The sequence below is a fragment of the Micromonospora sp. CNZ322 genome (genome assembly GCF_007827755.1).
Genome location: NZ_VITD01000020.1, coordinates 11,475 through 25,147, shown reverse-complemented (window position 1 = coordinate 25,147; position 13,673 = coordinate 11,475). Strand labels below are relative to the sequence as shown.

General features: G+C 67.9%; 9 protein-coding genes. 6 read left to right on the top strand and 3 right to left on the bottom strand.

Translation table 11 applies throughout. The features are described 5' to 3' along the window. Nucleotides 1-19 precede the first annotated feature (19 nt). The 6 genes from FB453_RS31040 to FB453_RS31015 all read left to right on the top strand — a co-directional run bounded on the left by FB453_RS31040 (nucleotide 20) and on the right by FB453_RS31015 (nucleotide 7,683). The gene (locus FB453_RS31040) at nucleotides 20-2,677 is read left to right on the top strand and encodes a Z1 domain-containing protein (RefSeq protein WP_145795958.1); all 2,658 of its coding nucleotides are present in this window, start codon (nucleotides 20-22) and stop codon (nucleotides 2,675-2,677) included. Further along, the gene (locus tag FB453_RS31035) at nucleotides 2,674-3,666 is read left to right on the top strand and encodes a PD-(D/E)XK motif protein (RefSeq protein ID WP_145795956.1); all 993 of its coding nucleotides are present in this window, start codon (nucleotides 2,674-2,676) and stop codon (nucleotides 3,664-3,666) included. The genes FB453_RS31040 and FB453_RS31035 overlap by 4 nt, the downstream gene beginning before the upstream one ends. 59 nt (nucleotides 3,667-3,725) lie before the next feature. Next, nucleotides 3,726-5,561 carry a hypothetical protein gene (locus tag FB453_RS31030; protein WP_145795953.1) on the top strand — a complete coding sequence of 612 codons (1,836 nt, stop codon included), beginning with the start codon at nucleotides 3,726-3,728 and terminating at the stop codon, nucleotides 5,559-5,561. Beyond that, nucleotides 5,558-6,448 (top strand): hypothetical protein, encoded by an 891-nt coding sequence (locus FB453_RS31025; protein WP_145795949.1) that lies wholly within the window; start codon nucleotides 5,558-5,560, stop codon nucleotides 6,446-6,448. Before FB453_RS31030 ends, FB453_RS31025 begins: the two co-directional genes overlap by 4 nt. Then, nucleotides 6,445-7,251 carry a DUF6339 family protein gene (locus tag FB453_RS31020; RefSeq protein ID WP_145795947.1) on the top strand — a complete coding sequence of 269 codons (807 nt, stop codon included), beginning with the start codon at nucleotides 6,445-6,447 and terminating at the stop codon, nucleotides 7,249-7,251. Before FB453_RS31025 ends, FB453_RS31020 begins: the two co-directional genes overlap by 4 nt. Nucleotides 7,252-7,368: 117 nt before the next feature. Then, nucleotides 7,369-7,683, top strand: a complete 315-nt coding sequence (locus FB453_RS31015) for a hypothetical protein (protein WP_145795945.1) — start codon at nucleotides 7,369-7,371, stop codon at nucleotides 7,681-7,683. A gap of 580 nt (nucleotides 7,684-8,263) precedes the next feature. On the opposite strand, the gene FB453_RS31010 is transcribed toward FB453_RS31015, so the two are convergent. From FB453_RS31010 to FB453_RS31000, 3 genes are read right to left on the bottom strand one after another with little or no spacing between them, the layout of a single operon-like run. Beyond that, nucleotides 8,264-11,197: a Z1 domain-containing protein gene (locus FB453_RS31010; RefSeq protein WP_145795943.1), complete on the bottom strand. Its 2,934-nt coding sequence runs from the start codon at nucleotides 11,195-11,197 to the stop codon at nucleotides 8,264-8,266. Next, nucleotides 11,194-12,180 (bottom strand): PD-(D/E)XK motif protein, encoded by a 987-nt coding sequence (locus FB453_RS31005; protein WP_145795941.1) that lies wholly within the window; start codon nucleotides 12,178-12,180, stop codon nucleotides 11,194-11,196. The genes FB453_RS31010 and FB453_RS31005 overlap by 4 nt, the downstream gene beginning before the upstream one ends. Next, entirely contained in the window at nucleotides 12,177-13,670 is a 1,494-nt protein-coding gene (locus FB453_RS31000; RefSeq protein WP_486480536.1) for an ATP-binding protein, read from the bottom strand. The genes FB453_RS31005 and FB453_RS31000 overlap by 4 nt, the downstream gene beginning before the upstream one ends. Nucleotides 13,671-13,673 lie beyond the last annotated feature (3 nt).

The window sequence follows — 13,673 nt, the reverse complement described above, 5'->3', positions numbered from 1 at the left end:
CCATGACGGAAGGGCACGGATGCACCGGATCAGCGACGAGGACCTCAACGACCTGGTCGAACAGATCGCCAGTGCCGTGTACGGCAACAGCACGATCGCGGCGATCCGTCGTCAGCTGGGCAGGTTCGTTCCGGCCGACATCCTCGAGGCCGCGATCACGGAGTACCAGTCCCGGGCCGGACGTCCCCGGGACCTGCACGAGCCCCGTTCCCTGACCGACCCCGCGGCACAGCTCGAGCCGTGGTACATCCCCCGGTCCGACGACGTCTTCTGGCCGGCGGTGCGCCGCCGTCTGGAGGGCACGGGTCTCGACGACGAGCCGATCAGACGGATCAACGACGCCTCAAGCAAGATCGTCTCTTTTATCCCGCCGCCCGGGACGGAGCTGTTCAGCAGCCGCGGCCTGGTCCTCGGACATGTCCAGAGCGGCAAGACGACCAACTTCATGTCCGTGGCGGCGAAGCTGTGTGACGCCCGCTACCGGTTCGTCGTGGTGCTCTCCGGCATCACCGACAACCTGCGCTCCCAGACGCAGCAGCGACTGGAACAGATCCTCGTCGGCGACGACCGCGGCCGTTGGCACCTGCTGACCGACGGTGAGACCGACTTCGACGACAGACAGTCCCGCAATGCGGCGAACCTGCTGAGCAACCCCGATCAGCGGCTCCTCGCCGTGGTCAAGAAGAACCCGTACCGGCTGCGGAAGCTGGCGCGTTTCCTCGAGGCCGCCGGCACCATCCTGCAGGACTGCCCCATCCTCGTCATCGATGACGAGGCCGACCAGGCGAGCATCGACGTGGGCAACAGGGGCCGGCAGTCGACCATCAACTCCCTGATCCGTCGCATCCTGAGCAAACCGAAGGTCGCCTACGTCGCCTACACGGCGACGCCGTTCGCGAACCTGCTCATCGATCCGAGCGTGCCCGACGATCTCTACCCCGCCGACTTCATCGTCGACCTGCCCCGTTCCGACGACTACTTCGGCGCCGAACGGATCTTCGGACGTGACCTGCTCACCTACGAGACCGGGCCGGTCGACCGGGGCCTGGATGTCGTGCGGACGGTTCCGGACGGCGAGATCGCCCAGGTACGGCCACCCGGTGCCCGTGCCGGCTTCGGCGACTGGAGGCCCACCGTCACCGACAGCCTCGGCGACGCCATCCGCTGGTTCATCCTGGCCACCGCCGCCCGCCGCTGCCGTGACGGGGCGCCGGCCGACTCGACCATGTTGATCCACACCTCCATGCGCGCCCCCGCGCACCAGCGGACCGCCGAGGTCGTCCAGGCGTACCTGGGGACTCTGCGCAGCGGCTGGTCGACCCCTGCGGTGCGGGAGCGGTTCCGGCACCAGTGGGAGCAGGAGACGACCCGGGTGCCCGCCACCGACCTCGGACTCTCACCCGTGCCGTGGCCGCAGGTCTGCGACCAGATCCCCGGCGTCATGGCCGACGTGGGCGTGGTGGTCGACAACTACCAGTCCGACGTGCGACTCAGCTACGGCGAGGAGCCGGTCACCGCCATCGCCATCGGGGGTAACACCCTCTCCCGCGGGTTGACCCTCGTCGGCCTGGTGTGCAGTTACTTCGTCCGGGCGGCCTCCGCCTACGACACCCTGCTGCAGATGGGTCGTTGGTTCGGCTACAGACACGGCTACGAGGACCTGCCCCGGATCTGGATGACGGGTGACCTCGCCGCGTGGTTCGTGGACCTGGCGACCGTCGAGGCCGAGATCCGGCAGCAGATCCGCCGCTACGAGACCGAACACAAGACGCCGCGGCAGTTGGCGGTGATGATCCGCAAACACCCGGCCATGGCGGTGACCTCGGCCGCCAAGATGCGCGGGGGCGTCACGGTGCGCTACAGCTACGGCTCCCAGGTCATGCAGACCATCAAATTCCACCACCGCGACCAGGACTGGCTACGGCACAACATCAACGCCGCCGACCGCCTCCTCACCGCCGCCCGTAACCTGCCCGGGGTCCGGGAAACCCCGGTGCGGGCCGGACGCACCGCACTGACCGGCGTGCCGGCCGCACGGGTGATGGCCTTCCTGCGCGACTACCGCTTCCACGAGCGCAGCCCCAGCCTCCGCCCGGAGGCCCTGTGCGAGTACATCGCCAAGCAGAACGACTACGACGCCCTGCGCACCTGGAACGTCGTCGTCATCGAGCAGGGCAGCGACCGCCTCGGCACGATGGAACTGGCGGGGCGCAAGTACCACCGGATCAACCGCAGCCGGCTCACGGTGCCGGCGGACTACGCCGACATCAAGGCGTTGGTGTCCACCATGGACCGCGTCGCCGACCTGCCCGCCTCCATCAGAATCAGCGACATGATCGACGGTGACCCGACCGACCGCAGGCTACGGGAGCTGCGCGACGGGCAACTGGGAGGCACCGGACTCCTGTGTCTCTACCCGGTCAGCAGGAACTCCACCGTCGAGCGCAGCAGCGGCACCCGCGGCTATCCGAGAACCGACCTCGCGGCGGTGGAGGACATCCTCGGGATCGGCCTGTTCTTCCCCGAGGCCCGCGGACCGGAGGACCGTGACTACGTCGCGGTCGACCTGTCCGGCCTCGCCCCGGTCGACGAGGAGCTCGAGATCGTCGACATCGACGAGATCGACGCCGCCGACGAACGCGCCGGCGAAGCCGTGACCGACGGTGCCGCATCATGACAGGCGGCGCCGAGGAGATGTTCCGCCGTCTGGAAGCGACCGACCCGCCACGGCAGATGCGCGTGCTGGACAGCCCGGTCGAAGTGGCCGCCGGGCCGGTCGCCGTCGGTATCGACGCCGCGGGACGCCGGCACCTGCTCATCCCGTTGACCGACCGTCACCCCACCGTTCAGGACACCACCAGCCGTGGCGTCACCGTCACCACCCGGGGACTGGAGGACGACTCCCGTCACTCGCGGCGGTACGCCGACGTGGTGTGCGACCTGCCTGAGCTCAACGACATCTTCGCGGCATTCTCCGATGACCTGTGCCAACAGTTGCAGCGCCGCCCCGGCGACCCGGGGCGGGTCTGCCTGGAGGTCCTGCACCGGTGGCGTGAACTGCTCTATCCGGCACCGGGTCCGGCACTCGGACCGGAGGCGCTGATCGGCCTGCTCGCCGAACTGCACTTCCTCGAACTGATCGGCGGGCGCGGGGGCGCGCGGCCCCTGGACCTGTGGACGGGTCCCCGCAGCGCGCGCACGGACTTCACCTCCGCCACCGCCGCCGTCGAAGTCAAGGCCACCACGCACCGCGACCGCCTGGTCGTTGACGTGCACGGGGCCGGTCAACTGGAGGAACGCCCCGGCACCGATCTCTACCTGTACGTCGAACAGTTCGAACGCGACAGTACCGGTGACAGCGTGCCCGACGCCGTCGACCGGCTCCTCGCCACCGGGATCGACCGGCGTGTCCTGCTGGACGCCCTGGATGCGGTCGGTTACCGCAGCGACGACGCCGATACCTACCGCCGCGACAGACACCGGGTGAAACGCGCCGCCGCATACCACGTCAACACCCCCGGATTTCCCCGGGTGACGTCAGCGCAGCTCGACGCACCACTGCAGCAACACCTGGTCCGACTGACCTACAGCATCGACCTGTCAGCCCTCGATCATCACCTCATCGACCCCTCCGCCGCAGCCGCCGCGCTGCTGGACCAGCCATGACACGCCTCGTCAGGTACGCCGAGCCTCTCCCCGCCTCCGGAGGGATAGACGCGCGGTCAGTGCGTCGGACCCTCGGCACGTACTCCATGGACTTCTGGGAGCTGTTCCTGCGCGAGACGCTGCAGAACAGCTGGGACGCCGCCACCGGGGACCGACCCGTCCACTTCTGCATCGACGGTTGGCGCCTGACCGCAGCGCAACTGCAGAGCCTGCGCCTTCTCCTTCCCGGGGCCGACCTGGACGCACCGGACCTCAGGGTCCTGACGGTCACCGACACCGGGACACGCGGACTCGGCGGGCCCACCCGGGCCGACCGGGTGGGCGAGGACGACACCCGGGATTTCGTCGACCTCGTCCGCAACGTCGGACGGCACCCCGACAAGGGATTCGCGGGGGGAACCTACGGCTACGGCAAGGCCGTCCTGTTCGAGGCGAGCAGCATCGGCACGGTGGTGATGTTCACCCGGGTCAGAACCAGCACGGGTGTCCAGTGCCGGCTGATCGGCATGTCCCTCACCGACCCCTACCGGGCCCAGCGACGTCAGTACACCGGACGCCACTGGTGGGGGGTCCCCGACAACGCCGTCGGTGTGGAGCCCGTCACCGGCCCGACGGCGGAGCGGATGGCCCGGGCACTCGGACTGACACGCCTGCCCGAGGACAGCACCGGCACCTCCATCATGGTCATCGCTCCCCGCACCGAACAGGAGCGCCTGGCCGAGGTGATCGCCGTGATGGCCGACACCGCGACCAGGTATGCGTGGGCCAACGTCGTCGCGCAGGGGGACCACGGTCCCGGCCTCAGGTTGCAGTTCACATCCGACGGCTCCCGGATCGATCTTCCGGACCCGGGCACCGATGCGCGACTGCGGTACTTCGTCGAGGCGCACCGGTACTGCCGCGCCGTGTTCCGGGGCGCAACAGAAGAACACCCCTGGCCCTGGACGGTCCAGGAGATCGTCGGCAGCCGTCCCGAGCAACGTCTCGGCGTCCTGGCATGGCGGACCTACCGGGCAGGCGTCTCAGGTAACCACGCCCGACCACCCGCTGAGATCGCTCTCCTGCGCAGACCCGGCCTCGTCGTCGAGTACCGCACCGTCGCTGCGGACCCGTTCGGGTACGCCATCAGCGGCGTGTTCATCGCCGACCCCGAACTCGATGAGGATTTCGCCCGCGCCGAACCTCCGACACACGACAGGTGGCAGCCGCGGCTGGCACAACGGCAGCGCTACGCCCGTAACCCGGTCAGCCAGGCCCTCCAGCGCATCGACCGGATCTTCAAGGAGCGCCGGGCGGGAAACGCGACCGCACCGACCACGGAGGCCGTGACAGGGGTGTCACGACTGGCGAACGTCCTCGGCGCACTGCTCGACACCCAGGCCGGTGGCACCGACTCCCGCATCCCCGTCGGGCCGGCCAACGCGGTGCCCCACCCGCCGTCGAGTGCATCGGGAGCACCGGCACCACCCGCCGGCACGCCGACATCCGGTACCGGAGGCAACGGCCAGCAGCAGGGGGCCCCGCGGCAGGGCCGGAGACCGCGCTCCACGCGGGGTCTGACCCTGAGTTTCCATCCCCGGCCCCGGCCGGCCCTGTTGGCCGACGGTTCCCGCGCGGTCGAGTTCGACATCGACCTCACCGGAAATCCCGGCGCACCGCTGACCCTCACTGCCGAACCCCTGGTCGCGGTGGCGGACGGCGCACCCGAGCCGGCCGACGGGACCACCCCCGTCGACGTCCTGCACTGGCGTGACCGGGACAGCGGAATACTCACGCCAGGGCCATGCCTGACCCTGACCGCCGAGACGTCGGAACACTGGACCGTCACGCTCACACAACCGGCTGATGCCGCCGTCACCGTCCGGGTGAGCCAGGAGGAGGTGGGACCGAGGTGAGCGCCCCCATCAGCGCCGGTTACCTGACCCCTGCCGAGGAGCGGATCCAGTCCGGGACCGTGACGGTCGCCTCTCCGCAGGGCACACCCGTTGCGGAAGGTCAGCCGGTACCGGACTGGGACTACTTCACCGACCTCACCGCGACCTGGCCTCTGCACGTCGACCTGCCCGGCGTGCTGCAGGACTGCGGCCTGTCATCCGACGCCGCCGTGGCCTGTTTCGTCACCTGGCACAGCAGCAGCACCAACCGCCGCGACAACTCCCCTCCGGCCAGACTCGTCGACGGCGGGAACCAGCTGATCGTCGTGATCCCGGGAACCGAGATCGGCGGGAACCTCACCGTCACCGCCCGGATGGTCCTGGCCGCCGCTGATCCTGCACCGATCTCGCCGCTCGCCGCCACCCTGCCCGGCGCCATCCTCTGGCAGGCCCGACGGCGCTTCACCTTGGAAGGCAGCGGCAGCCGGTTCCCCGTCGTGGCCACGAGCTTCGCCGACAGCGGGCTGGCCGAGGGACGCCGCTCGCTGTGGTACCTGTCCTGCACCACGGACCTCGACGGCTCCGACACCGGCAGCATTCGGCTGTACCTGAACACGGACCACCCCGCGATCACCACGATGCTCAACAATCCGGACGCGGAGACCTCCCGGACCCTCGCCGACATGCTCCGGCACGATGTCGTCCGTCAGCTCATCCAGACGGCACTGCGGTGCGAGGACCTCCAGGACGACCACGACCACGGCGAAGGCACACTGGGAGAGTTGTTCATCAACCTGATATGCCGGTACTTCCCCGACCGGTCACTCTCTGACCTACGCAGTCAACACCGCAGTGACCCGGGCGAGCTGGAGGCGGTCATCCAAGGCCTGGACCGGGTCCTCGCGTGAGCCGGCTGCACGTCTACCCGCGGTTGCCTGCACACATCGCGGAGCAACTGCTGACCCGCCACACCGGCCGGGACCTTGTCGAACTGCGGCGACTGTCGGCCACCGCCGACCCCCGCACCACCTGGTACCCGACTGCCCCCTACCGCGTAGCGGAGGACGAACTGCGGGCCCTGCAACAGACCGTCCGCGCCATCGCCACCGAAGCACACTGGCCGGCACCGTTGAGCAAGACGAGCGGCACGGCCTTCGACCGGCTGCTGGCGCCGGCCCTGTACCGGCAGATGACCATCGTGCCTGCCGATGCGGCGAGCGAGGAGGTCTGGTCGTTCCTCAGCCTGGTCCTCCTGCCGGATGTCGCGCTCTGGCGATGGCCCAACCCGCTACGCCGGCCCGGATACGAACGCATCATCGGCCGCCCCCGCAACGTATTCCGACGCCTGTGGGCCCGCATCCACAGCCTCGGCGAGGACCTCGGAGCCCAACTCTACGAAGACGAAGCCGTCGCGATCCTGGAACGTCCCACGCTCGGTGCGCATCCACGCGTCGCCCGTGCCATCGCCCACGCTCACCTGACCACCGCCAGGGAGGCCGGCACCGCACGGACCGACATCCTGCGGATCACCGCCCGCAGACTCCGGCGACTCGCGGTCGTGGTCAGCCTCGAGTCGCTCGACGACGCTCAACTGGCAGAGCTGGTGAGGAGATACACGAAGGAGGCCATCAACCAGTTGCGGTCCGAGCGAACCATGAGCGCGCACAGCCCCGTTCCCACGCAGGTGCAAGCGAGGTCAGGAGCAAGATAGCCACCGAAAAGGGAGCTGGCTGCTGCGGGAGGGCGATCTTCGTACTGCCCGTACGGTCCTCGATGGTGGGCTGTTCGAAGGTCGAACAAGACGTGTGCAGGTGTCACGCTGGCGGGCATGGTTAGCGAGCAACGGCAGCAGTGGATCCTCATGGCACGTGCAGCGCTGATCATCGCCGCTATGCGAAGGTCGCTGCTCACCTACGGCGAGCTGGGGCAAGCCATTGGTATGGCCGGCATCGATCTCCGGAATCAGATGCGCCACGTTCTGGCCCAGGTCGCCGAGGAGTGCATCGCTGCCGGAGAGCCGTCCTTGCCCGCGCTGGTTGTCAATGCCACCACCGGGCAGCCGGGTGCCGGCTGGGTCGACGGGGCGGTCCGCTGGCACGCGGAGGTGCAACAGCTGTTCCGGCACTGGAACCCGGCTCGTTGAAGCGGCATGCCTCCGGCGCGGATGGGTGGCGTCGGGCCGCGTTGGCCCCCCAGCCCTCCACCGGTCAGGCTGACGCACTCCGCTCTGGCAACAGAAGAGAAGGCGGCCTCCTGGGGTTACGCCCGCATCAGCGGCCCTTCTTCGTACTGCCGTAACGGTCGGATTCGAGGGACGGACCCGGTGTTGCCGTCCGCACGCATCGCGATCGTGTCGATGATTGCCTGAACAGGCGCCCAGTTGCACGGACACGATCAAGCAGTGGCGCTTCGTCACTGATCGTTATCGGCAGCCGGGGTTTCCGGAGGTGAACCACGGGCAGGCCGACAGGCCAGCGCAGAGTCCGACCGCGCCCCGCTCCCCCACCCGTTGGGGACGTCCTGTCACCAGAAGAACAGCGCGCCTACCCCGCCGGCGCGGGGTTCGTGCCGGCGGGGTAGGCACAAGGGCATGCGGGTGGAGGGAACGCCTGGAGCAGCCACCAGTCCGTGCGGTATGCCGCAGTTCGAGCAGATCGCGACGGAGCTGGTGGGCGGGGATGACCGGTGAGTGCGCTGAGTTCGTGCACCTGCCAGACGCTCAACTACTCAGCATCGACAACGATGGCTGATTCATCGGCACTGTTGTGTGTCTGCCATTTTATCAACTTGCCGCTGGATGGCAGCGTGCTCATGGGCGTCACAAGCTGGAAAGCCATGGTGACAAGGCCGTCATTGACGGACCGGGCATCCGGAACGTCCACTTCGACATTCGGATAGACGATGATGGCGCCGGTGGCGGGGGCATACAGTCGGTCAGCCTCCGGGTCGGAAACCGGCGTTCTGAGTCCTGCGATTCGGTTGGCGGCGTTGCGGTGCCTCGATTCACTGACGGCGCTGAGTGAACCGGTCGACGTCCTGACTCGGCGGAAGATGCTGAACGGTCCCTGATCATGGATCGTCCGGAGACTTTCGTCCGAGACCTGGTGGGGGAAGATGATCAACCAGCGTTTCAGTTGCTCAGGGCTGAGGCCGCTGAGCCACGTCAGCTCCGGCTTGAAGGTATCTGCAGAAAGCCATTCGAGGGATTTGAGCACCTCGACAACTTCGCGGTGATCCATTTCGGCGATGCGTGCGGAGTAGAACTTTCCGGTGTCCTGAATCGTTGACACACCGGCAACCTTGGACGCGCGCACGGTCTTGAACCGAACCGTTTTCGTGGCGGCGGAAAGTACGGGAAGCCACGCCGCAGCGTTGGCGCGGGTCTTCTCGTCCCCCGCACGGGAGCCCGGGTTCGGGTATGCGACCGGCTCCATCGGTTCGCCCGGCGAGCTCTTCTCGACCAGCGTCGCATTCCACATCTTGTTCCGGCCGGTCGGTCTGAGGTCGGGACGGTGCTGTGCGATGAGCGGCGGAATCTGCCGCGGAGTTATCTGTCGTTCTCCGTCGGTCGGTTGCGAGTAGCGCCGAAGCTCCGCTCGGAGATACTCCTCGTCCTTGCACGCCGCGGCGAACATCTCGTGGAGTTCCTCTGTCGTGTAGATGCGGACGAGGTCGCGGAATCCTGGCCGGAAGCCGAACCAGCGACCCATCTGCATGAGGGTGTCGACCTGTTTGGTCACGCGTCGGTAGTAGGTGACGGTGAGGCCTTCGACGGTGAAGCCGCGGGCGAGGCTGTTGCCGCCGACGAGGATCCGCCAGATCGGCCGCATGTCGAAGTCGAGGCTCTCCTGCTGTCGTTCGAGGTCCTTGTCGCTGTTGACCACGATGACCGGTCCGCTACTTTGATCAGGAGGGCTGATCTTGTCGAGGGCGGCCGCGATGTCGGGCCGCAGGTCATCGAAGTCCGCCGGCGTCGGCAGGTCGGCACCCGATGCGATGCTGACGGGCAGGACATCTTTTTTGTAGAGGGCCCGCAGACGTGCCAGACCCGCGGGTGCGCGGTACTGGCCGCTGTTCCACATGGCGTTGATGACGTCGGCAGTGTCGCGGTGCACCGCCTTGGACATGGCCTCGTGCACGAGCATGGTGTGGTGCTGGTAGGAGGCGTGCCCGTGGCGCTGACGGTGGAGCTTCACCGCGCCTGTCAGCAGGTACATGTCGAGCGGGGTCCGCAGGTCGGTGTCCTGCGGCTCCTCGTCGAGCAGCCGTACGTGCCGCAACTCCTGGGAGTTCTCGAGCGTGCGCTCCGACAGCGGGATGTCGGTGTCGAAATCGTGGAAGTCCTCGGCGCCCATGTAGGCGACGGGGCGGGCCAGGGAGACGAGGAAGTCCCGCGGGAAGATGTCCTCGACGTCGGACGGATCAACGAAGACGTTGGCGTACGGCGTCGCGGTGTATCCGACGTACTGGGCCCGCGGCATCATGGACAGCAGCTGACCGATGAGCCGGTTGATTGCCGTACGGTCCTTGCTGTCCTGTGTCCACTTCTTCGGGCTCGTGGTGTTGACCGAGGCCTGGTCGGACTCGTCGTCGATGATGAGGACCGGCACCTCGCCGAGCCGCTCCCTGATCCGACCGAGGTCCGCGACGAGGTCCTGCAGGACGGTCTTGTTCTTCTTGGCAACGACGAGCCGGGCGTCACTGGTGTAGAGGTTGACGGGTGCGAACAGGGGTTGGGTGCGTTCGCGGCGGGGGAAGTCCAGTGCCATGAATCCCTGGCGTAGGCGCCGGTAGTCCCATCCGCGGGTGCTGAGGCGCCGGATGTCGGGGTATCCGATGTCCGACGGGCGCCCACCATGACGGACGAAGCGGTCCTTTTCCCAGTCCGTGTCGTCCTGGTATTCGTGGCCCCTGCTGTCGTGAGCGGAGATCTCCTGCTCCAGGTTTTCCCGGCCCACGAGTTCGATGTCGAGACGACGCTGCGTCTGGGCGCGCAGCATGTTGGTGGTACCGGTGAGGACGATGACGAGCCGGTAGCCGGCATCGACGGCTTTCGCGATGACGCCGGTGAAGTTCGCGGTCTTGCCGCTCTGCACGTAACCGACCACGAGGCCCTTGGCCTGGTAGGCGACCTCGCGGGTCGGGTCGGACAGGCGCCTGACGACATCTTCGGTGGCGTGGTCCAGTCCGGCGACGACGCCGGCGTCCCAGCCCTTGTTCAACAGGTACCTGCGGTAGTGCGACCAGTAGAAGTCGCGCTCACCCCGTCGCTCCGCAGTGCGCCATTCCTTCCAGTCGTCAGCGATGACGATGGGCGCGGTGGCGTGCGGGAAGAGGCTTGCCACCAGGTGCTGCGTCGCGGGGTCCAGCTGCAGCGTGGACACGATCGCTGAACGCCGTTCCGAGGTGTTGCGTGCCGTGCCTGCGGCCCACACCGCATCCGAGTCCACGTGGTCCCAACCGGCCAGTACCTGCGCGAACTGCTGACGTAACGCATCCTCGGGCCCGGCCGACTGCAGATGCGTGAGCAGGGCCGCTCCATCGGTGAGACTCTGATCGTTGCCGAACATCGCGGCGACGGGATGGATGGGCATCGGACCGCTGCGCTGCATGCCGTCGAGGGCTGAGCCGTAGGCGAGAGTCACCGTGTCGCTCATTGCAGCTCCTGTCGTCCTGCCGAAACCGCGATCCGCAGAGGTTCGGGTGCGGGGTCGGTGCTTCTGCCGGTCAGGTCGAGTCTGTACCGGATGTCAGTGATGCGGCTGAGGTCCACACCGGCGGCCCTCATCAGGTCCCCGGTCAACCGGGGGAAGGGGTCGGCGACCCTGTACAGCGCTGGATCGGAACGGAGCCTCCAGCGTTGCAGCGGACCCGCGGCGAAGCGGCTCCGCCACCCCGCCCGCCGTACGAGATCTTCGAAGCTTTCGCGCAGGCCACCCACCGGCATCATCTGCCGTACGCGGTCAACCAGCTCGGCGAGGGTTCTGCCGCCGCTACCGGCCTTCGTGATCTGTTGCGACAGCAGCCAGAGCGGCCGGTCACCTGTCGGTTGCAACTGGTCGACCGATGAGATCCGGTGAATCCGGCGCTCCGACGTCGTGGTTTTCACCTCGACATCGACATCGGGCAGGCCGAAGTCATGTTCCTCCGTACCGCCGCGCCAGGCCGCGATCGCTGCGTCGGGTGAGATGGTGGCTGCCAGCCCTGCGACCAGGCAGAGCTCGCCGATGAGCCCTGTCTCCACTTCTCTCGTCAGCGTGTCCTCGGGCCTGATCAGGTGGCCGATGTGGCGCAGCGTCTCGAGGAGCGCGGCGCTGAGAGGCAGCCCGTCGAGCTGCGCCCGGTCGGCCACCCCGCACAGGACGGGGTAGGCATCGGCGAAGAGGCGGGGATCATGGACGGCGATCTCGATCAGGCGGTTGGCTCCGTCGTGCACGAGGGTCGTGCTGACGTGCTCCAGGCCGGTGGGAGCGGGGGTCTCGTTGCCGCGGGCGGGGCCGCGGAGACCGATCCGGTGGTTCGCCGGATCAGTGAAGAGAATGACTCTCGGCGTGCCGTCGACGGGGTGCTCCATCGGCACCCCGGTCGCTACGTATGCCGCGAAGCCGTCACCACTCAGATGCCGGTCCGGGCTGGTCACCCACGCCCTCCGAAGGACGCCAGTTCAGCCTGGGCGGCGGCGGTGAGGATCTCCTGCCACAGGTCGATGTTGTCCTTGTCCCGGGAGCCGAGGTGGGCGCCCTGGAAGACGTTCTCCATCAGCAGGAACATCAGGGCCTTGACGAGGGGGGCGTCGTTGAGACCTCCCCGCCGGCCTCCCAGAAGCGCGGCACGGTATCGCCTGTTGAGCAGCAGGGTCATGGTTTCGCGCTCAACGTGGAACAGGTCGTTGTTGTCGAACTTCACCCAGAGGATGTTGAGCGGCGACTCGTTGAGCTGCGGCAGTTCGTCGATGATCTCGCGGCTCACCCGCGGGTTGATACCGCGTCCGGGCGGGACCACCGGGCGGCGCCGGGCGGTCTCGCGTTGATTGCTGGTCGCCCACGTCTGCTCTGCAGCGTGTAGGAAGTCGGTGACGGTGCTGCCGTCGGCCGCGCGGGCGGCGCCGACAGCGCGGGCGAATCCCGCGCCGGCGGTCACCCGCGACTTCTCCGGGTTCATGGTGAAGAGTCCGGAAACGTCGCCGTCGATGTCGATGGCTGCACGGGCGAGCTGCAGCTTCTTGTCCGGCGCGTGGATCCCTTCCCAACCGCCCGCATGCAGGAGCCGGTCACGCCGGTAGAAGTAGAGGCCCTGCCGTAACTCCGCGCCCCCCGGCAGGCGGTATTCCGCGTTGTTGGACTTGCCGGGCCAGATGTGGCACTGGATCGACAGAGCGACGCCGTCGACCTCTGTTGCGAGCGTCTTCGGCCAGCCGTCCGGCGAGCTGCGATAACCGAACGGGTCGAGCGGGCGGACTTCAGCCGGGACACCGACCCCCTCGTCGACATCCTCCACATCGACGGTGATGCTCAGCTTCCCCTTGGCCAGGATGCGGTGGAACATGAGCCCGAGATGTCCCCGGAGATGGTCCACCGTGCGCGACAGGAATGTGCCCACCAGATGCGGGTCCTCGGATGCCGGGAAGCCCCCCACCTGGTCCCACCGGATCACTGTGCCCGACGGGGAGGTGCTGAACGGCCACGTCCGGTCAAGCTCGGCGACGGCGAAGTCCCCTGGGACCACATCGCAGTGGAAGCCGTCGCGGTTCTGTCCCTGCAACCACCGCCGACCGACCGCCTCGTGGCCCGATGCGCGCGACAGGACCGTCAGGCTGGCCGCCTGACTGAAGGACGCAGCTTTCAATCCGATACCGAAACGGCCGAGGTCCGTCGAACGGTAGTCCCGTCTCCCACCCAGCGTCAGGGCGGTGTCGATGGAGCGGGGGGTCATGCCGTGCCCGTCGTCGACCACGTACAGGCCGATCAGCCGGGCGTTGCGTTGGATGAAGCGGATCAGCACACTGCTCGCGCCGGCGTCCACGGAGTTGTCGACGAGGTCCGCCAGCGCGGTCTCCAGGGAGTGGTTCCGCCCGAGTGCATCGAGTGCGTGCGGATCCGGGGGCAGCTCAACCGATCCGACGACCGGCACGTC

Bases quoted from the DNA above. Each gene is read 5' to 3' on its own strand.
- FB453_RS31040 (WP_145795958.1), top strand. From the start codon at position 20: ATGCACCGGATCAGCGACGAGGACCTCAACGACCTGGTCGAACAGATC.
- FB453_RS31035 (WP_145795956.1), top strand. From the start codon at position 2,674: ATGACAGGCGGCGCCGAGGAGATGTTCCGCCGTCTGGAAGCGACCGAC.
- FB453_RS31015 (WP_145795945.1), top strand. From the start codon at position 7,369: ATGGTTAGCGAGCAACGGCAGCAGTGGATCCTCATGGCACGTGCAGCG.
- FB453_RS31010 (WP_145795943.1), bottom strand. From the start codon at position 11,197: ATGAGCGACACGGTGACTCTCGCCTACGGCTCAGCCCTCGACGGCATG.